This is a genomic window from Hymenobacter gummosus, assembly GCF_003970915.1.
GTDB lineage: Bacteria > Bacteroidota > Bacteroidia > Cytophagales > Hymenobacteraceae > Solirubrum > Solirubrum gummosum.
This window is the reverse complement of record NZ_RXOF01000008.1, coordinates 1-18,917: the sequence shown is the minus strand read 5'-3', so window position 1 is coordinate 18,917 and position 18,917 is coordinate 1. Positions and strand designations below refer to the sequence as shown.

At 70.4% G+C, this 18,917-nt stretch carries 12 protein-coding genes; 3 read left to right on the top strand and 9 right to left on the bottom strand.

Annotated elements, in window-relative coordinates; translation table 11 throughout:
* Nucleotides 1–11: 11 nt before the first annotated feature.
* Nucleotides 12–2,642 (bottom strand): TonB-dependent receptor, encoded by a 2,631-nt coding sequence (locus tag EJV47_RS14505; RefSeq protein WP_243651170.1) that lies wholly within the window; start codon nt 2,640–2,642, stop codon nt 12–14.
* 673 nt (nt 2,643–3,315) lie between these two features.
* Between EJV47_RS14505 and EJV47_RS14500 the strand changes: the two genes are divergently transcribed.
* Genes EJV47_RS14500 through EJV47_RS14490 form a run of 3 tightly spaced genes read left to right on the top strand, consistent with a single transcriptional unit; the run spans nt 3,316 to nt 6,589 of the window.
* A complete protein-coding gene (locus EJV47_RS14500) occupies nt 3,316–3,705 on the top strand; it encodes a hypothetical protein (protein WP_126693888.1) in 390 nt (129 codons plus the stop codon).
* A 60-nt stretch (nt 3,706–3,765) separates the two neighbouring features.
* Complete coding sequence (locus tag EJV47_RS14495; RefSeq protein ID WP_243651169.1) at nt 3,766–5,133, top strand: HupE/UreJ family protein; 1,368 nt, start codon at nt 3,766–3,768, stop codon at nt 5,131–5,133.
* 58 nt (nt 5,134–5,191) lie between these two features.
* Nucleotides 5,192–6,589 carry a DUF3500 domain-containing protein gene (locus EJV47_RS14490; protein ID WP_126693887.1) on the top strand — a complete coding sequence of 466 codons (1,398 nt, stop codon included), beginning with the start codon at nt 5,192–5,194 and terminating at the stop codon, nt 6,587–6,589.
* A 168-nt stretch (nt 6,590–6,757) separates the two neighbouring features.
* On the opposite strand, the gene EJV47_RS14485 is transcribed toward EJV47_RS14490, so the two are convergent.
* The 8 genes from EJV47_RS14485 to EJV47_RS14450 all read right to left on the bottom strand — a co-directional run bounded on the left by EJV47_RS14485 (nt 6,758) and on the right by EJV47_RS14450 (nt 18,699).
* Nucleotides 6,758–9,025, bottom strand: coding sequence for a heavy metal translocating P-type ATPase (locus tag EJV47_RS14485; protein WP_126693886.1), 2,268 nt, complete (start codon nt 9,023–9,025; stop codon nt 6,758–6,760).
* Between the two features lie 180 nt (nt 9,026–9,205).
* Nucleotides 9,206–9,418, bottom strand: a complete 213-nt coding sequence (locus EJV47_RS14480) for a heavy-metal-associated domain-containing protein (protein WP_126693885.1) — start codon at nt 9,416–9,418, stop codon at nt 9,206–9,208.
* 164 nt (nt 9,419–9,582) lie between these two features.
* On the bottom strand, nt 9,583–10,176 hold the full coding sequence (locus EJV47_RS14475) for a glutathione peroxidase (protein ID WP_126693884.1): 594 nt from the start codon (nt 10,174–10,176) through the stop codon (nt 9,583–9,585).
* Between the two features lie 190 nt (nt 10,177–10,366).
* Nucleotides 10,367–13,351 (bottom strand): hypothetical protein, encoded by a 2,985-nt coding sequence (locus EJV47_RS14470; protein ID WP_126693883.1) that lies wholly within the window; start codon nt 13,349–13,351, stop codon nt 10,367–10,369.
* 201 nt (nt 13,352–13,552) lie between these two features.
* The gene (locus EJV47_RS14465) at nt 13,553–16,063 is read right to left on the bottom strand and encodes a hypothetical protein (protein WP_126693882.1); all 2,511 of its coding nucleotides are present in this window, start codon (nt 16,061–16,063) and stop codon (nt 13,553–13,555) included.
* Nucleotides 16,056–16,796, bottom strand: a complete 741-nt coding sequence (locus EJV47_RS14460; RefSeq protein WP_126693881.1) for a hypothetical protein — start codon at nt 16,794–16,796, stop codon at nt 16,056–16,058. Before EJV47_RS14460 ends, EJV47_RS14465 begins: the two co-directional genes overlap by 8 nt.
* Nucleotides 16,793–17,941: an AAA family ATPase gene (locus EJV47_RS14455; RefSeq protein ID WP_126693880.1), complete on the bottom strand. Its 1,149-nt coding sequence runs from the start codon at nt 17,939–17,941 to the stop codon at nt 16,793–16,795. The genes EJV47_RS14460 and EJV47_RS14455 overlap by 4 nt, the downstream gene beginning before the upstream one ends.
* A 125-nt stretch (nt 17,942–18,066) precedes the next feature.
* Nucleotides 18,067–18,699 carry a hypothetical protein gene (locus tag EJV47_RS14450; RefSeq protein WP_126693879.1) on the bottom strand — a complete coding sequence of 211 codons (633 nt, stop codon included), beginning with the start codon at nt 18,697–18,699 and terminating at the stop codon, nt 18,067–18,069.
* Between the last annotated feature and the right edge of the window lie 218 nt (nt 18,700–18,917).

The window sequence follows — 18,917 nt, the reverse complement described above, 5'->3', positions numbered from 1 at the left end:
GGGAGCTAGCCCTAGGGCCGGCCGCCGCCCTGCTGCGTGCCGCCCGAGGTATCGGTGCCTTCGCCGCCGCTCTTCAAATCGTCGTTGTTCACCGACTTCTTGCGCCGCTGCGTGGGGGCGGTGGTGAGCTTGCCGATGCGGTAGCTGAAGTTGACGCGGAAGCCGAGCATCTGCATGGTATTCACGCTGTTCTGGGCAATAAGCGGCGACTCCACCGAGTTGCGCAGCTTGTAGGTAGGCGTCAGGAAGTTGTCGACGCCGAAGCCCAGGCTGCCTTTCTTGTCCCACAGGTCGCGCTTGAGGCCCAGGCTGTACACCCCGAAGCCGCTCTGGTAGCCCTGCAGCTGCACCTGCCGGCCGCGGTAGAAGCCGAAGAACTGCAGGCCCCACTTGGGCGTGAAGTTGTAGGAGCCGAACAGGCGGCCGCTGGCTACCCAGCCCCGGTTGCTGGCGCTGAAGAGCGAATTGCCCGCGTTGTTGCGCAGCACCGCGTAGTACACGTCGGGGCCGCCGCTGAGGCTGAGCTTGCCCGCCAGGTTCACGTTGGCAAACACGTTCAGCCCGTAGGCGTTTTCGGTGCCGATGTTGTCGTAAGTGGTGCGGATAACGGCCCCGTCGACCTCGCGCACGGGCTGAATGGAGCCGGTGGTGTTGCGGGCGAAGGTGCTGAAGTTAAGCGTGGTGCCCTTCAGGAAGGTGCTGTACGACAGCTCGTAGCTGTTGGTGTACTCCGGCTCCAGCGCCGGGTTGCCCTGGGTGACGCTGAGCGGGTTGGCCGCCTGGATGTTGGGGTTCAGGAACTGCAGCGAGGGGCGCTGAATGCGGCGGTTGTAGGCCGCTTTCACCATGTCGCCGTTCGACAGCTTGCGCGAGAGGTTCACGCTGGGCACCAGCACGCCGTAGCTGGGCAGCTGCACCGTCTGCCCGGTCTGGAAGTCCGCGTCGATGGTGGTGTACTCGTAGCGCGCCCCGGCTTTCAGCGAGTAGTTCTTGAGGAAGCTCAGCGTGTAGGAGAGGTAGCCGGCGGCCACGTTCTGGTTGTAGTTGAACACGTTGGTGAGCGAGGAGCCCGGCACCGGCTGAAATTCCCCGGTGGCCCCGTCGGCCAGCAGGTAGGTGTACTCGCTGCGCACCCGGCGCATGATGTCCTTGGCGCCTAGCTCCAGCAGCTGGCTTTTGCCGATGGGCACCTGGTAGTCGGCCTGCACCGTTACTTCCTGGTTGTAGCTGTCGTTCTGGTTTTTGAGCCGCTGCGTCACCGCGTCCGTGTCGGGGTCGAAAACGGTGTTGGTGAAGTCGTTGGTGGCGTTGGTGCGGCTATACAGCGTGAGCAGGCTGAACTCGTGCTGGGGCTTGCTGAACAGGTGGGTGTAGTTCAGGCTCAGATCCAGGTTGTTGGTGCGGTCGGTGTTGGTGGCGTCGCGCAGGGTGCTGCTGAGCAGGGTACCGGCGGCGGTGCTGCCCTCGTAGGTGCGCGTGAGCAGCGCGTCCTGGTAGTTCTGCCCGTTGCGCAGGCCCAGCTGGGCCCCGAAGGAGAGGGAGTTCTGCTTGTTGATGTCGTAGTCCCAGCCGAAGTTGACGCGCCCGCCCAGGTTCTGGCGGCGGGTATCGGCCTGCTGCGTCGTCAGGCGCTGGGTGCCGTCGATGGGGTCGGTGGTGAGCTGGGTATTTTCGAAGGAGCCGGGCGTGTTGTAGCCCGTGCGCAGGCCGCCGCCCAGCGAGAAGCCCATCTTGCCCGTGCGGTAGCCCGAGTTCAGGCCCAGGTCGGCGCTGCGGTAGCCCACGCTGGTGCGCAAATCCAGGGTTTTGCCCTGCAGGTTGTCCTTCTTGGTGATGATGTTGATGATGCCGCCCGAGCCTTCCGCGTCGTACTTGGCCGAGGGCGAGGTAATAACTTCCACCGACTTGATCTGGTCGGCCGGAATCTGCTTCAGCGCGTCGGCTACGTTGCTGGCGGCAATGGTCGAAGGCTTGTTGTTGATCAGCACCCGGATGTTCGAGGAGCCGCGCAAGGACACGTTGCCGTCCAAGTCCACCGACAACAGCGGCACGCGCTTGAGCACGTCGGTGGCGTCGCCGCCGCGGGTGGTTTCGTCCTTTTCGGCGTTGTACACGGTGCGGTCTACCTTTTCCTCCACCAGGCTGCGCTGGCCCTGCACCACCACCTCGCCCAGCTGCTGGGCCGCCGAGGCCAGCGCGATGGAGCCCAGGTTCTGGGTTTCGCCCGCGTCGGTGAAGCTCAGGCCGGGCTTTTCCAGCGTCTTGTAGCCGATAAAGCTGATCTGCACGGTGTAGGTGCCGGCCGGAATGCCGTTGATGCTGAACTTGCCCTTGTCGTCGGCCACGCTGCCGTCGATGGGCTTGCCGGCGGCGTTGAGCAGGGCCACCGTGGCAAAGGGCACAGGCTGCTGGTTGCCCGCGTCGAGCACGGTGCCGGTGAGCCGGCCGCTGCCCTGGGGCGCAGACTGGGCGGCCGGCGCGGCGCCGGGCATACCCGCCGGGCGGCCGGCGCCGGGGGCGCCACTACCGGGCGCACCGGCCGGGCGCTGGCCCGCGGGAACTTCGGCCGGGGTTTGGGCCTGCGCCAGCAGGGGCGCCCCGATGGTACTGATAACGGCTAAACAGAAAAGCTGGGGTTTCATAGGCAGGGAGCCGGCAGCAGACCGGCGACGATACAAAACTACCCCCGCCCCCGGCCGCCGCCCAGCCAATGTGATTGAGTGCCGGATTTTGGGGGATGAATGCCCGAAAGCCGGGACGAAGCCCCCGCGGGTGGGGATGAACCGGGAGCGGCAGGCGGGGCAGGAGCGGGGAGAAAAACCGTCATCCTGAGGCGTAGCCGAAGGACCTTCCTCGCACCCTGCACCGCCGCTGCCTACGAAGTGCTGCCGCTTTCTGCTCAAACGACAAACCATGTTACCACCGTCATTGGCTATGCTGCTACAGGACTGCACTTAACGGAAAACGCCTGCACGTTGGCACCAGCGGCGGTGCGGGGTTAGAGGAAGGTCCTTCGCTCTGCTCAGGATGACGTGCGGGTGGCCTCAGAATGACCGACGCTTAATGAGCGGCAGCACCTGATTCGAGGAAAACGCGCCCACGGCCGGGCCACAACCGACGAACCGGGCCGCTGAATCGACCAACGACGGCCCGGCGGCAGGAGCGGGGGCCACGCCGGGCTTATCGGCAGAATTCAATAAGCAGTCGGGACAAAAACGGGGCTGGTCTAACGCCTTGCGCGCCGGGCCAAAAGCGGGTGCAATTTCAAACCAGCAGCGGCGCTCCTGCCGCCTGCTTTTAGCCTTCGACGACGCCATGAACCTCCCCGCCTGCTTCCGCCTGCTCTTCGTTGCCCTCCTGCTGGTAGCCGCCGGCCCGGCCCGGGCCCAGCTGGCCGACCGCGAAGTGCCCGCCCCCCGCGGCTACTCCGATATGCCCGTAAACCTCTCGCCGCTGGCCGCCCTCGACTGCGCCCCCGAGCAGCTGCTGCGGGCCCTGGCCAACGAGCTGCACCTGCAGCCCCACCAGGCGCTGGCCCTGCGCCGCACCCTGCTGGCCGCCCCCGCCGGCGACACCGCCGACGCCGAAGTACCCGCCGCCGAAACCCTGCGCCTGCTGCTCAGCGAAGCTCAGCTCGACCAGCTGCAGCGCCTCACGGCCACGCCCGGCGAGGTGCTCACCGGCTGGGTGGCTGCCTACCGCTAAGCGCCCCGGCCGCGCCCGACAACCCCTTATCTATAAATGACCCGCGTCCGCGCTCCGCATATGTTTTTCGCCGCTCGCACCATGCCGATGACTTCCCCCGCACCCCGATTCGGCCCGCGCCGCTGGCCGCTGTGGGCCAGCCTGCTCCTGCTGCTGCTTGGCCTGGGCCAGCCGCTGGCGGCCCACCCCATGCCCAACTCCCTGCTGGTGCTCGACCTGCAGCCCGGGGGCGTGGCGGCCGAGCTGCAACTGCCCCTGAGCGAGCTGGCGCCCGCCTTCGGCCCCGGCCTGACCGGCCACCCCGAAACCCTGGTGGCCGACCACGGCCCGGCGCTGCGCCGCTACCTGGAGCAGCACACCCGCCCCCTGAGTCCCGACGGCCGGCCCTGGACGGTGCGCGTGGGGGAGCTGCGGGTGCAGGCCGCCGAGCAAACCGCCACCGGCCCCTACCAGGAGCTGACGGCCCAGCTCTGGCTGCTGCCGCCGGCCGGGGCCAGCCCCCGCGCCTTCACCCTGCACTACGACGCCATCATCCACCAGGTCGCCACGCACGTCATCCTGGTGTCGGTGCGCCGCGACTGGGCCGCCGGCCGCGTGGGCGACGAGGCCCCGACGGAGGTGGGCGTGATTCGGCTGGACGTGCGCAACAACGTGGTGCCGCCGCTGGTGGTGGATCAGGGCTTGGCCGCCGGTGGCTGGGGAGCGGGCCTGCGCGGCATGGTGCTGCTGGGCATGCGCCACATTGCTGAGGGCCCCGACCACCTGCTGTTTCTGTTGGCTTTGCTGCTGCCCGCCCCGCTGCTGGCCGCGGCCGGGCGCTGGGGCCGCTTCGGCGGGCTGCGCTACAGCCTGGGCCGCCTGCTGCGCATCACCCTGGCCTTCACCCTGGGCCACTCGCTCACCTTGCTGGCCGGGGCGCTGGGCTGGCTGCAGCTGCCCGCCCAGCCGGTCGAGGTGCTCATTGCCGTGTCCATCCTGGTATCGGCCGGGCACGCGCTGCGGCCTTTGTTTGCCGGGCGCGAGGCCTACGTAGCCGCCGGCTTCGGGCTGATTCACGGCCTGGCCTTCGCCAGCACCCTCAGCGGGCTGCACCTGGCAGCCGGCCCGCTGGCCCTGAGCATTCTGGGCTTCAACCTCGGCATCGAGCTGATGCAGCTCGGCGTGGTGGCCCTGACCATGCCCTGGCTGATCCTGCTCAGCCGCACGCCCCATTACTCGTTGCTGCGCGTGGTGGGGGCCGTGTGCGCGGCCGTGGCGGCCCTGGCCTGGATAGCCGAGCGTACCCTGCTCGACACCACGCCCTTCTCGGCGGCCGTGGAGCGCGCGGCGGCCCTGGCGCCCGGGCTGCTGGTGCCGCTGGCCCTGGCGGCCGGGCTCAGCTACCGGCGCCGCCGCAAAGCCGCCCCGGCCCCGCCCGCGGGCTGGTAGCCCCTCCTCCGATTTTCTCCCATTCACTGCATGTACCACGCTTACCCTGCCTTTCTCCATGAATAAACTTGTCCTGGTCGCGCCGCTGCTGCTGGCCGCCTCGGCCTACGAAAAGGTCGTCGACTTCTTCGCCCCGCCCGCCACCGAAGCCACCGTGACGCTGGCGCCGGCCGCTGCCGCCCGCGTAGCCGGCGTGCGCGACGTGAATACCACCACCTCGGTGGCCGACGTGGTGACGGCCGCCAACGCCTTTATGGCCACGCTCAGCAGCAGCCAGCAGGCCACGCTGGTGCAGACCTTCAACGCCACCAACGTGCAGAAGTGGTCGAACCTGCCGGTGAGCCCCGGCAGCCGCCTGGGTTTGCAGCTGAGCACCCTCACCGCCACCCAGCAGGCCGCCGCCCTGGCCGTGGTGCAGGCCGCCACCGGCACCGTGGCCGGCGACGGGTTCAACGAGGTGCAGCAGATCCGGGCCGCCGACGACAACCTGACGGCCAACGGCGGGGGCTCGGCCTACGGCTCGGGCATCTACCTGATTGCCTTCCTGGGCACGCCCAGCACTACCGGCACCTGGATGCTGCAGTTCGGCGGCCACCACCTGGCCACCAACATGACCTTCAGCAACGGCTACGTGACCGGGCCCACGCCCAAGTTCGAAGCCACCGAGCCGCTGACTTTCACCACGACCAACGCCAACGTCTTCCCGACCGGCACGGCCTGCGCCCCGCTCAGCAACGAGGCCTCCGCCATGCTGGCCATGCTCAACGGGCTGACCACCGCCCAGCGCAGCACCGCCCGCCTCACCCAGACCTTCAACGACATCGTGCTGGGGCCGGGGCAGGACGGCAACTTCCCCGCCACCCGCGTGGGCCTGCAGTGCAGCCAGCTCACCACGGCCCAGCAGGACCTGGTAGTGGCCGCCATGGCCCCTTGGGTGCAGGATGCCGACGACGCCACCGCCGCCAGCCTGCTGGCCTACTACCGCACCCAGCTGGCCGACACCTACATTGCCTACTCCGGCACCGGCAACCTGACGTCCACCGGCGACTACGTGCGCATCGACGGGCCGAACGTGTGGATTGAGTTTGCCTGCCAGAGCGGGGTAGTTTACCGCAACCAGATTCACTACCACACCATCTGGCGCGACCGGGCCCGCGACTACGGCGGTAACTTCTACACCACCGTCACGGGCACCCAGGTGGCCCGGGCCGCCCAGCTGTTCTCGGTGTACCCCAGCCCCGCTACCGGCGGCGAGGTGCTGCAGGTGAAGCTAGCGGCCCCGGCCACCACGGCCACTTACACCCTGCGCAACGTGGCCGGCCAGACCCTCAGCCGGCAGTCGTTCCGCGGCGACGCCGTGCAGGTGCCCACCGCCGGCCTGGCCGCCGGCACCTACGTGCTCAGCCTGCAGGCCGACGACAAAGCCCCCGCCACCCACCGCTTCGTGGTGAAGTAGGCACCAGTAAACGCCGAGCCCAGGCTGGCTCATTGCCGGCCCTGCAGATTGGTTTGAGCGTCCGAGAGGGGGGGCAGACTTATTCAGCGCGCGGCAGATGCACGCGCGGCTGGTCGGTGGGAATGAGCCGCGGGTGACCCGGAGTTATTCAGCGCGCGGCCCGGGCCGCTACAGCCGGGCGGCCCGCAGGCGCAGGCTGTTCAGCACCACCGATACCGAGCTCAGGGCCATGGCCGCGCCGGCCAGCATGGGGTTCAGCACGAAGCCGTTGACGGGGTAGAGCACGCCGGCGGCCACGGGAATGCCGATGAGGTTGTAGATAAAGGCCCAGAACAGGTTCTGGCGGATGGTCTGCACCGTGCGGCGGGCCAGGCGCAGGGCCCGGGGCACCAGCCCGAGGTCGGAGGTAATGAGCGTCATCTTGGCCACGTCCAGGGCAATGTCGGAGCCGCGGCCCATGGCCATGCTCACGTCGGCCTGGGCCAGGGCCTGGGCGTCGTTTATCCCGTCGCCGACCATGGCCACCACTTCCCCGCGGGCCTGCAGCTGCTGCACGAAGGCGGCTTTGTCCTGGGGCAGCGTCTCGGCCCGAAACTCCTGGATGCCCACCTGCGCGGCCACGGCCTGGGCGGTAGCCTGGTTGTCGCCGGTGAGCAGGTACACCTGCAGGCCCTGGCGCAGCAGCTGGGCCACGGCGGCGCGGGAAGTGTCCTTCACGCGGTCGGCAATGGCCAGCACGGCCAGCACCCGGCGCCCGTCGGCGAAGTAGATAACCGTCTGGGCCTGCTGCTGCAGGGCCGTGGCCCGGGCTTCGGTGGCGGCGTCGAGCGCGACGTTGTGCGCTTCGAGCAGGCGGCGGTTTCCCACCAGGTACTGCTCGCCCTGCGGGCTGCGGGCGGTGGCGCCCTGGCCCGTTACGCTGGCAAAATCCGAGAGGGTGGGGGCGGGGCCGGCGGGGGCGGGCAGGTGGCGCAGCACGGCCTCGGCCAGCGGGTGCTCCGACTGCGCCTCCACCGCCCGCAGCACGGCCGTTAGTGCGGCTTGCTCGGCTTCGGGGGCTAGCCAGTGCAGGGCGGTTACTTCGGGCTTGCCCTCGGTGATGGTGCCGGTTTTGTCGAGCACCACGGCCGTGACGCGGTAGCCCTGCTCCAGGCTTTCGGCGTCCTTAATGAGGATGTGCTGCTCGGCGCCCTTGCCCACGCCCACCATGATGGCCGTGGGCGTGGCCAGGCCCAGGGCGCAGGGGCAGGCAATGACCAGCACCGTCACCAGGGCCAGCAAACCCTGCGTCAGCCCGTTTTCACCGCCGAAGGCCAGCCACACCCCGAAGCTGAGCAGGGCCACCCCCAGCACCACCGGCACGAAGATGCCCGCCACCTTATCGACGAGCTGCTGCACGGGGGCCTTGCTGTCCTGGGCCTGCTGCACCAGCCGGATAATCTGGGCCAGCACCGTGGCGCTGCCCACCTGCTCGGCCCGGAAACGGAAGGAGCCCTTCTGGTTCACGGTGCCCGCAAAAACCCGGGCGCCGGCCTGCTTGGCTACCGGCACCGGCTCCCCGCTGATCATGCTTTCGTCGACGTAAGAGGTGCCGCTGGTGACTGCGCCGTCCACGGGCACCTGCTCGCCGGGGCGCACCAGCACCTCCTGCCCGATGCGCACCTGGGCGGCCGGTATTTCCTCTTCCCGGCCGTCGGGGCCGATGACGCGCACGGTTTTGGGCTGCAGGTTCATCAGCTTCTTGAGGGCCGCCGAGGTGCCGGCCTTGGCCCGCTCCTCCAGCAGCTTGCCCAGGAGGATAAAGGCCACGATGACGGCCGCCGCCTCGAAGTACACGTGCGGGTGCACGCCGCGGCGGTGCCAGAACTCGGGATATATCGTGTTGAAGGTGCTGAACAAGAACGCAATGCCGGTGCTCAGGGCCACCAGCGTGTCCATGTTGGCGCGACCGTGCCGGGCCTGCCGCCAGGCGCCCACGTAGAAGCGCCGGCCCAGCCAGAGCACCGGCAACGTCAGCCCCAGCATCAGCCAGTTGGCCCCCGGCACCGCCATGCCGAACATGCCCAGCCCCACCACCGGCAGGGCCAGCAGTCCGGCCAGCCAGGTGTGGCGCTTGAGCGTCTGGTAGTGCTGGCGCTGCAGCTCGGCCTGCTGCTCCTGGGCGTTGTCCTCGTCGACCAGCAGCTCGTAGCCCAGCGGCTGCAGCACCTCCCGCAGCTGGGGCAGCTGCACTTGGGCCGGGTCGTACTCGATGGCGGCCGTCTGGCTGGCGAAGTTCACGCCCGCGGTGGCCACGCCGGGCTGGGCCTTGAGCATGGATTCGGCGCTGACGGCGCAGGCCGCGCAGCTCAGGCCGCTGATGGGCACCGTGACCTGCCGGGTGGGGGCGGGGCGGCCGGTCCGGCGCGGGGCGGCCGTGAGGGGTTCGGAGTTCATAGCAAGTGGGCGGCCGGGGCCGCCGGAGTTAAGTCGGTAGTCAGTAGTATAACCGCGGGCGGCGGGCTTCGGATGTGCAGGATTCCGGCCGGCACTTGCAAGATTCGGCTGGCACGGGGCTCAAAGCAAAAACGCCCGGACGCAGGGTCCGGGCGCGTAGCGGGCCGCTGGGAGCCGCCGTTAGCTCTGGGCCGGCTGGGCCTGGAAGCCGGCCTTGTTCACCAGCTCCACCACCTGGGCCGGGGTCAGCTCCCCGACGACGGTCAGCAGCTTGTCCGGGTTGGCCGTGTCGACTTGCCAGCTCTGAATGGCCGGGGCCGCGTCGAGGGTGGGCGTCACGGCCTTCACGCAGCCGCCGCAGTTGATGTTGGTTTTAAAGCGCAGGGTAGTCATGGCGAAATCAGGGTAGAAAAGGGCCGCGGGCAGTAGCGCACTGGGCCTATACAAAGGTACGGCCGCCCCGCCGCGGCGGTGGTACACAATGCCCGCCCCCGGCTTACAAGATTGTAGCCGTTGGGCGGTCAGCGTAGCCAACGGATGGCCGCGCTGCCGACCACCTAGCGCGGCCGGATGCGGCCCGTCACCTCCGGGCTCAGCGGCGACACGGCCGGGCCGAAGTAGTGGGTCAGGCGCCCGTCGGGGCTGACGAGGTACTTGGCGAAGTTCCACTCCGGGGCGTGCTCGTTCCAGCCGTTGCGGGCGGCGTCGGTCAGCCACTGGTACACCGGGTTCTGCTGCTGGTTTTTCACCACCACGCTCTTCTTCATCAGCGGAAACGACACGCCGAAGTTGACCTGGCAGAACTGCTCAATGGCCTTGTCGTCGGCTTTTTCCTGCTCCTTGAAGTCGTTGGCCGGGAAGCCCAGCACTACCAGGTCCTCCCCGAACTGCTCCTGCAGCTGCTGCAGCTCCTGGTACTGGCCGGTGTAGCCGCAGTTGGAGGCCGTATTCACCAGCAGCACCTGCTTGCCCTTCAGGTCTTCGAAGGAAAAGGGCTTACCCGAGTTCAGCGTGCCGCTGAGCTGGTGAAAGGGCACCGGGGCCGGCAGGGGCTGGGGGCTGCTCAGGACCCGGCCCCGGGGGCTAGAGCGCGTCAGGCGCATGATGAGCGGGTACAGGCCTTGGAGCAGACGTTGGCGGAGCGTGGGCATAAGCAGAAGAAAGCGGCCGAAAGCCGGCCGGGTACAGCCCCAACTACCCGTTTGGGCCGGAAAGGTTTGGTCGGCGCCGCCACCCCAGCCCCGTCCGGCGGCCAGCAAGGGCCGACCGGTCCACCAGAGCCGGTGCAATAGCCCAGACGGTTCACCCAAAAACCACGGCCGGAATCCGAGGACAGTTCAGCTAGGCGCCGGCCAGCGTGTGCAGCGTCACCTGGCCCTGCATGGTGAGCACCGCAAACCGCTGCCGGTCGAGGGTGGGCAGCACGGCCACGGCCTCCTCCTCGATGGTGCGCAGCAGCGTGGGGCCGTCGGGCTCCGGGGTGAACTGGTAGAGGTAGCTCGGGAGGTCGTACTCCTTGGTGTTCAGCTGGAACGCCACTACGTGCTGGGGCCCCACAAACTGCAGATCGGAAATATTGGGGAATTCCTCCGGGCAATACTCCTCGACTTCGGAGCCCGCGGCGTCGGGCGTCCAAACCACCAGGCCTTCCTCGGCCACGGCGCCCAGACGCAGGGTGGCCGCGAAGGGCGAGGCCACCAGGTGCAGCACGCTGCCCTGCAGCTCCTGGGCATGGCAGCTGCCGTCGGGCAGCAGGCGCAGCAGCCACTGGTCGGCGTAGGTGAAGAAGCTGCCCTGGCGGTAAAGCATTTCGCAGGGCCAGCCGGGCCGCTCCGCGGCGTGGGCGCGGGCGTCGGCGTTGGGCAGCTCGTAGGTGCGGGCGGGCCGCAGCTGGCCCTCGGCGCTGTAGGGCTGCAGCTGCAGCAGGCCGTCGTGAAAGTGCAGGGTGGCCAGCTCGTCGTCGGGCAGCAGGGCCACGCGGGTGGGCCAGGCGGGCAGCCAGGCCGGGCACTCCACGCGCAGGCTCTGGGGGAAGTACTTGTTCTGGGGCAGCAGCTTGGCGTCGAAGGCCAGCCCGGGCACCGACACGCGCAGCAGGATGCGGCTGCTGTGCAGCTCGTCGCTCAGCAGCAGGGGCACCAGCTCGTTGTCGGGCACGGGCGTGGTCCAGCTGTAGTACTCCACGTGGCCGTACCAGTTGCCGCGGGCCAGGTGCAGGCGCCCGTCGCGCAGGCCCACGGCCACCCACTGCTGGCGGTGGCCCACCGCGTGCCGCCAGCTAATGCTGGCATCGAGCTGCGGGGCCTGCAGGCTGGCGGTGGGCGACGCCTCGCTGGGGCGGCGCTGCCGAGCCGTAGTATAGCGGCTCACGTCGGCGCCGATCAGCCGGTCGTCGGGCAAAAACGTCTTGAGCAGGCCCAGGTGGGTGGTGCGGCCGGCGGCGGCTTCGGCGCCCACCACCTCGTAGGCCAGCTCGCGGGAGGTAGCCAGCAGGGCCGCGTCGGGGTGTTGCTCGTTGATGTGGGCCAGCACCTGCAGCAGCGGCACCCGGCGCGGGGCGGGCGTGTGCTGCTGGTAGATGCGGCGCACGTGGGCGCTCGGGTCGGCTTCGGGCGTGGTGGCTATCAGGTCGGTGAAGTAGCGGCGCAGGCAGGTTTCGGGCTGGCGGTCGGCGGCCCAGCCCTGCAGCAGCACGGCGCGGGCGCGGTCGGCGTCGCGGAGCTTGTGCTGGAGCAGGCGGCCAGCCTCGGCGTGGTCGTCGGCGGCCAGCAGGTGCTCCACGCTGCGCTCGTAGTGGCGGGCGGCCAGCCGGGGCTGGTCGAGGCGCTGGTACAGGTCGCCGGCGCGCTCGTGCTGCTTGAGCTCGGCAAACAGCTCGGCCGCTTCCAGCAGCAGGCCGCCGCGCTCCAGGCACTGGGCGGCGGCGGGGCGGTTGTGCAGGTGGTCCTTGTAGAGGGCGGCGGCTTCGCGGAAGAAGCCGCCCTGCTCCAGCACCTGGGCGGCGCGGTGGTAGTCGGCCAGCAGGTGGGCGTGGATGTAGGCGGCCTTCTGGTAGCGCCCGGCCTGCACCTCCCGCTCGGCGGCGGCCAGGTACTGGCGGCGCAGGTCCTGCTCGTAGGCGTCCACGTCCCAGCCATCCACGCGCCGCCCCCCGCCCAGGCCGCTGAGGCTGAACGTGGTATTGCGCGGGCCCAGGGTATCGGAGGCGGGAGCGGTGCCGCGGTTCTGGTAGGCCCCGCCCAGCGGAATGGCGTAGCGCAGGGCCTCGTCCACGTTGTCGCCGAACAGGCGCAGCAGCCGCTCGATTTCCGCGTTGCGCTTCTTCTCCAGCCCTTCCAGACTAGCGCCCAGCCAGCGGCCCAGGCGGCCGAGCACGCCCGTGCCAGCACCCGAACCACCACCGTTGCCACCACCGCCATACTGCGGGGCTGGCGCGGGAGCATCGGAGCGGGCCTGCCGGGCGTCGGCCATCAGCATCAGCAACCGAATCAGCAGGGCAATGAGCAGCAGCGCCGCCACGCTGCCCGCTCCCGAGCCGCCGTCGGCAAACGCACTTACCAGCCAGATCAGCAGGCCCATACCCAGGATTACACCGCCCACGGCCAGCGCAAAGTTCAGCAGCGGCCGCCAGAGCGAGGGGCCGGCTCCCGGCCGCGGCCCGCGGCCCGGGCGCTGCAGCCAGCTCACCACGGCCAGGCCGGCGCGCAGCAAGCCGCGGCGCAGCCCGGCCAGCAGCGGTAGGCCGGGGCCGGGCTCGTCGGCCCGCGGCGGCAGCGCCGACAGCGACTCCGTGGCCACCTGCTGCTGCATGGTCTGCATTACCTGCTCGGCCGAGGGGGCTTCCACCTGCAGGCGCTGCAGGGCCGGGCGCAGCGGCCGGCCGGGCAGGGCGCGGCCCCAGTCGGTAGGGCGGGGCGGGGGGTAGCTCAGCAGGGCGGTCAGGTCCAGCGCATCCGCCTCCTCGAAGCCGACCAGGCCCAGGGCGGGGTGCCAGAGCTGCCGCGGCCACAGCAGGGCAGCGCGCAGCTCCTCGGGCGCGGTGGCGGGCCAGATGGTGGCGTGGGTGGGCACGTACAGCCGCCCGGCCTCCACGCCGTAGGGCTCCAGCACGTCGGCGGGCAGCGGGGCGCCGTCGGGTGCCACCACCAGCAGCCCCGCCGGCCGCACCGAGCGGATGGACTCGGGCACCAGGTAGCAGCTCAGCTGCTCCGCCGGCAGGCCCCAGCGGCCGATTTCGCGCAGCCAGGCCCCGGCATCGGTGCCGCGCAGAAAGGCCGCGCAGGCCGGGCGCTGGGCCGCAGAGGTAGGGCGAAGAGTGAGCTGCATAGGGATAGGGTAAGAGGGGATGGGGGGGATGGGGGTAGGAGTTGGGGCGGTTAGACCGTCATGCAGAGGCGTAGCCGAACTGGAAGAAGGCGTGAGCCAAGCATCTCGCGGGCTGATGGCAGATAGTAATCCAACCGAGAGGATTACTAGCCGGCGAGATGTTTCGCCTTTGGCTCTTAATGACGTTCAGGTTTACTTCGCCTACTGCTGCAGCTGCCGGATAAAGGGTTGAATATACTGCTCGTAGAACTGCGGGGCCGGCAGGCGGAGGGCGGGGTCGGGACCGGTGAAGTAGTCGGGGCCGCACACGGTGCCGTCGGCGGCCCAGGCGGCGGTGGGCCGGTCGATGATGAGCACCAGGGGCACGTCGGGCAGGGCGGGGTCGGCGCTGCGCAGGTGCAGCAGGCCGCGCGTGTCCACGAAGGCCTGGCTGCCGTCGGGCCAGGTGTGAGGGCGCAGGTGCAGCTGGGGGTTGTCGAGCAGCTGCCGGGCCGGGCCGGGCTCGGCCGGGTGGCTGAGGTGGGCGTCGGGCGTCATGTCGTAGAGCTGCAGGTGCGGCTCGGTGCCGGGCCGCACCGGCCCGAGGCGCAGCGCCCGGCCGTCGATGGCCAGCTCGCCCGCGGGGCTAAGGCGCAAGCGGCTCAGGTTCTGCAGGGTGCTGTAGCCGTTGTTGGCGAACTGCTTCAGCTGCCCGCGGTCAATAGTGAAGCCGGGCCGCTCGGGCTTGGGGAAGGGCCCGGTGTGGCGCACCACCACGTGGCGCCGGCGGCAGTCGAACACCGTCACGCCCACCGGCACCCGGAACCCGTCGCCAAAGCGCAGGTAAAAACAGCCCTGCAGGTAGGTCACCTGGGTGAGCGGCTTGGTGGCCAGCACGTCCTCTTCCAGCTCCACGCGCTCCACCTGCCCGCTGTCGGTGGCGAAGCTGTAGAACACCAGCTGCGGGCCGGTGTGCACCAGCACGTACACCGTACTGGGCGCGTCGTAGCCGAAGTAGTTCTGGCCCGCTTCGAGGTAGCCCAGCAGCTCCCGGGCGCCCTGCTCCCGGCGCGGGCAGTACAGCACCCGCTGCTGCTGGCTGACGCCCAACAAACCCAGCTGGGGGTGGAAGAAGGCAGTCTTGGGCGACACTTTCAGTCCGCCCGTGGGGAAGAGCAGCGGGGCGGGCTGCTGAGCCAGAAAGGCCGGCTCGCCGGGGAGGGCGGGCGTCAGGGTGAGGGGCCGGGCGGCGGGCACCGGCGTGGGCATGGGCGCGAAGAGCAGCGCGTCGAGGTCGTGGCGGGTGGTGCTGAGCAGCACCCGCGCCCCGCCGCGCAGAAACTCGTGCAGCTGCAGCTCCCCGCTGCGGTCCACCGTCAGCAGGAAGCGCAGGCCCGGGCTGGCCGCGGCCAGGGCGGCGGCAAAAGTGGGTTGGCTCAGCAGCTCGGCGGCCGTAATCAGCAGGGCGTCGGCGCCGGCGGCCTCGGGGCGGGCCAGGGCCAGCGGCAGGGCCGCCGCGCAGTGCGGGGCCGCATCCAGCCGAGCCAGCGCCGCCACCACGCCCCCAAACGACTCCAAATCCAGGGGCTCGGCCTGCTGCCCGCCCAGGGCGCAGGCCGCCACCGGCACGCGCTGCCGCGCCGGCTGAGCCAGGCGCGCCCAGGCCAGGGCGGCCGCCAGCCCGAACACCCGCGGCACGCCCCACAGGCGCAGGGTGGTGTCGAGCAGGATGAGGCGGGGGCGCACGTCCTGGGTGGGCGGGGCCTCGCGGCGCAGGTACAGGGCCTCGTTGCCGGCCAGGCGGGCCAGCAGGGTCAGGTCGTCGTGGGCCAGCTCGCTGAGCAGCAGCCGGTCGAAGGAGCCGCGGTTGGTCACGTCGGCCACGCCGCCCAGGGGCTGCTCGCTCACCTCGCGGGTGTGCCGCGGAATGTGCAGGGCGGCCACCAGGCGCTGGGTAAGCCGGGCCAAGCCATAGGTGCGCGCATCCTGGCTGAGCTGGCTGAGCAAATCGGCACTGGGCGCGGGCGGGGCGGGTAGCACCGGCTGGGTGAGCGGCGCGGGCGGCTGCACCACGCCGGTGCGCAGCAGGTGGGTGAGCTTCTGCACCGACTCATCGGCGCTGCCGTCGGCAATGCGCTGCCAGGCGGCCACCAGCGCGGGCAGATCCGCGCGCACCTGCTGCAGCAGCTCGGGCTGGGGCGTTACCGAGACGATGAGGGGCCCGCTTAGGCGGCCGCTGATCCACTCGTGCAGTACCAGGCGGGCGCGCTCGGGCGTGGCTATCAGCGGGTGGCGCGTTTCGAAGGCGGTGTGGGCGGGGTCGGCCAGCAGGGTGCGCAGCAGGTGCAGCTTGGCCGGCCCGGTGCGCAGCTCGGCGGGCAGGGCGGCCACGGCTTCGAGCAGGGCGGTGGCGCGGCGCAGGTTCCAGCCGTCGTCGGGCCAGGCGCGGGCGTCGCGGCGCAGCTCGTCGAGGGCGGCGGCCCCGCCCGAGCGGGCCCAGGCGCCGGAGCAGGCCGCCAGCAGCAGCAGCACCGCGCCCAGCTGGGGCAGGCCGGCCGGGGCCAGGTTTTCCAGCACCACCTGCAGCTCCTCGCGGTAGCAGATGGTGTCGCCGCCCCGCCACTCCACGATTTCGCCCCCCTCGGCCCAGCGCCAGTAGTTCAGCGGGGGCGCGCTGAAGTAGGCCCGGGCCAGGACGCTGTCGGACGGAATGGCGGAAGCAGGATTATTCATGGCGAAGACCCCGGGCCGTGAGGCGCACGGCGCTGCGGGTGGCGGGTTGCAGGTGAACAAGCGGAATCGGCTCCCAGCTGCCGTCGGCGGCGAAGAGCAGCAGGGCGTCGCCGGCCGGGTGGAGCTGGCGCGGCAGCAGCTGGGCCAGCAGCGGGCTCTCGAAGGCGAAGCCGGCGGGCAGCAGCAACTGCGGCGCCGGCTGCCAGTGCTCCTGCCCGGGCAGGGCGGGCAGCGGCTCGCCCTGCACCAGCACGCGCCCGTCGGCCGCGGCGGCGAAGCGCAGGGCCCGCAGGCGGATTTCGGGGGCGGCTTCGGCGTAGCGCAGCCACGCGGGCAAGGTGGTGAGCAGGGCCGCGCCGGGCTCGGCCCGCGCGGAGGGCAGCAGCCGCACCGGGTAGGTGGGCGCGCCCTGGGCCGGCAGGGCAGCGGTGGGCAGCTCCACGGGCAGCAGGGCGGGCAGGGGTTGCCAGCTTAGCGCGGGCAGCTGGCCCACGGGCGTGAGGCGGCCCGGCGGGAACAGGCGCCCGGTCGCGTCGAGGACGTAGGCGGCCGCGGCGGGCAGGCGGCGCAGGGCCAGCGGCAGCTCCCCGGCGGCGGGCAGCCCGCGCAGCCACAGCCGGCCGTCGGGGGCCGCGGCGGCGCGCAGGCCGGGCAGGGGCCGCACCTCGGCCAGGGCGTTGAGGTCGGCGGCCAGCACCAGCACGCGCTCGGTCAGCGAAGCCGGGGTGCTCATGCCTGCAGCACTTTATGCCAGAGCGCGTCGAGGGGCTCCTGCACGTACTGGCGCTGGGTGTCGCTCGGGAGCCACTGGCTGCGGCCGTGCAGGTAGCGCAGCTGGTCCTTGATGGCGGTGCGCTCGGCCGGGGAGGTGGCGGGCTCGTCCCACTGAGTCGTGAGCAGCTGCACTTCGCGCAGGATGGCGTCGGCGTCGGGGGCGTCCTGGCCGGCGGCGCGCGGGTGCTGGCCGGGCGCTTCGTCGGCCCGCACCACCGCATCCACGATGCCGCCGATGACTTCGCGCTGCTCGTCGGAGTCCCAGATGTAGCGCAGCACCCACATATCCGAGGGGATGACCGCGGTGCGCTGGCAGAGCAGGGCCGAGGCCGCCAGCAGGCGCTGCAGCTTCACCGCCCGCCGGTCTGACACCGGAATGCCGGCCAGGCGCAGCTGGCTGATCAGCTCCACGTACTGCGGGCGCACGGCCAGCACATCCACCGTGGGCACGGCGGCCTGCAGCGTCAGCACGTCCTCGGCCGTGATGCTGGGCGCATCGTCGGCCGTGCGGCGCTCCAGGCTCCAGCCGGCGTCGAGCACCTGGGCCAGGGCGTCGGGGGCCACGTAGTCGCAGTGCACGCGCACCAGGAAACGGTCGAATAGGGCGTGCAGGGCCTCGTCTTCGGGCAGGTGGTTGCTGGCGCCCACCATCAGCAGGGCCGGCAGCGGGCGGGTTTCGCGGCCGCGCCGGAACACCCGCTCGTTCAAGACCATCAGCAGGGAGTTCAGAATGGCGCTGTTGGCGTTGAGCAGCTCGTCGAGGAAGATGAGGTTGGCTTCCGGCAGCATACCCTCGGTGTTGGTCACCAGCTCGCCCTCGCGCAGCCGGCGAATGTCGAAGGGGCCAAACAGCTCGTTGGGCTCGGTAAAGCGGGTGAGCAGGTACTCGAAGGTGCGGCCCTGCAGGCGCTGGGCCAGGGCGCGCACCAGCGCCGATTTGGCCGTGCCGGGCGGGCCGAGCAGGAACAGGTTTTCGCGGCCCACCAGGCATAGGCACAGCAGATCGATGATGTCGTCCTTGCCGACGAAGGTGGCTTTGAGGTGGCGGGCTACCAGGTTGAGCTTGTCGACCAGCGGCCAGGGAGTAGTGGATTCTTCGGGCATGGGGTTCGGGCGAGTAGAGGCTCTGCCGATAGATTGGTTGCTCGCAGAGGTCCGCAGAAGAGACGCGGAGGTGCGCAGAGTTGGAATTAAGCGGTAATATCGGTGGTAGCAGCAGAGGGCGCCGGCTAGGCGGGCAGCACAAAGGCGTGGAAATCGGGCCAGAGACGGGCGGCGTGGCTGCCCAGCGCAGCGTGCACCAGCGGCCGCAGGGCAGGGCGGGCGGCGCGGGCCTGGTCCTGGGCCTGAATGATGCGGTCGACGTATTCCTGGCGCAGGGCGGGGTGGGCCAGCACCTGGGCTTCGGCGGCCTCCTCGGCCGGGCCCGGGTGGCCCACAAACGACAGCGGCCAGCGCCCGGCCAGGCGCTGCAGGCGGGCCACCAGCACGTCGTCGGGGGCCAGGCCGCGGGCGAGGCTGAGCAGGTTGGGCAGGTAGCGCAGCAGCAAATCGGCCGAGTACAGGGCAGCGGGTGTTAGTTCGCCGGGGTAGTCGGGCAGGCGCTCGGCCACCACGGCCGCGTCCAGCTCGCGCACCAGGGTCAGCTGCACGGTGAAGTAGAGGTACTCGGCGGCCCAGAGCGCGGCGGCGGGCTCGAAGGCGGGCGCCTGGTGGGGCAGGTGCAGGGCGTCGTCGGCGTGATAATCGGTGAGCAGCACGGTGGCCGCTTCCAAATCCACCGGTTCGAAGGTATCGGGGCGGCGCGCCACGGCCACGGCGCCGTGGCTGAGCAGCTCGTCGAGGAATTGGGTGAGAAACATCGGGCGGCTAACGAATCAGGCGGCAGCGCAAGGCAGGAGCCCCGCCGGGACAAATCAGCCCCAAGATACCGGCAAACGGGCCGTTTTGCCAAGCTAACCCAAGTTGCGGGGTACTAAAGCTGGGGCAAAAAGAAATCTGTTCCGCCCGGAACAGGGTAGGTTTGAAGTATCTGACGCTTCACTCCTTCCCCGACCATGACGGAACAGACCGTGGCAAT

What these genes read in the sequence shown, in the direction of transcription:
- EJV47_RS14505 (WP_243651170.1), bottom strand. Translation starts at nt 2,642, where the DNA reads ATGAAACCCCAGCTTTTCTGTTTAGCCGTTATCAGTACCATCGGGGCG.
- EJV47_RS14500 (WP_126693888.1), top strand. Translation starts at nt 3,316, where the DNA reads ATGAACCTCCCCGCCTGCTTCCGCCTGCTCTTCGTTGCCCTCCTGCTG.
- EJV47_RS14495 (WP_243651169.1), top strand. Translation starts at nt 3,766, where the DNA reads ATGTTTTTCGCCGCTCGCACCATGCCGATGACTTCCCCCGCACCCCGA.
- EJV47_RS14490 (WP_126693887.1), top strand. Translation starts at nt 5,192, where the DNA reads ATGAATAAACTTGTCCTGGTCGCGCCGCTGCTGCTGGCCGCCTCGGCC.
- EJV47_RS14485 (WP_126693886.1), bottom strand. Translation starts at nt 9,025, where the DNA reads ATGAACTCCGAACCCCTCACGGCCGCCCCGCGCCGGACCGGCCGCCCC.
- EJV47_RS14480 (WP_126693885.1), bottom strand. Translation starts at nt 9,418, where the DNA reads ATGACTACCCTGCGCTTTAAAACCAACATCAACTGCGGCGGCTGCGTG.
- EJV47_RS14475 (WP_126693884.1), bottom strand. Translation starts at nt 10,176, where the DNA reads ATGCCCACGCTCCGCCAACGTCTGCTCCAAGGCCTGTACCCGCTCATC.
- EJV47_RS14470 (WP_126693883.1), bottom strand. Translation starts at nt 13,351, where the DNA reads ATGCAGCTCACTCTTCGCCCTACCTCTGCGGCCCAGCGCCCGGCCTGC.
- EJV47_RS14465 (WP_126693882.1), bottom strand. Translation starts at nt 16,063, where the DNA reads ATGAATAATCCTGCTTCCGCCATTCCGTCCGACAGCGTCCTGGCCCGG.
- EJV47_RS14460 (WP_126693881.1), bottom strand. Translation starts at nt 16,796, where the DNA reads ATGAGCACCCCGGCTTCGCTGACCGAGCGCGTGCTGGTGCTGGCCGCC.
- EJV47_RS14455 (WP_126693880.1), bottom strand. Translation starts at nt 17,941, where the DNA reads ATGCCCGAAGAATCCACTACTCCCTGGCCGCTGGTCGACAAGCTCAAC.
- EJV47_RS14450 (WP_126693879.1), bottom strand. Translation starts at nt 18,699, where the DNA reads ATGTTTCTCACCCAATTCCTCGACGAGCTGCTCAGCCACGGCGCCGTG.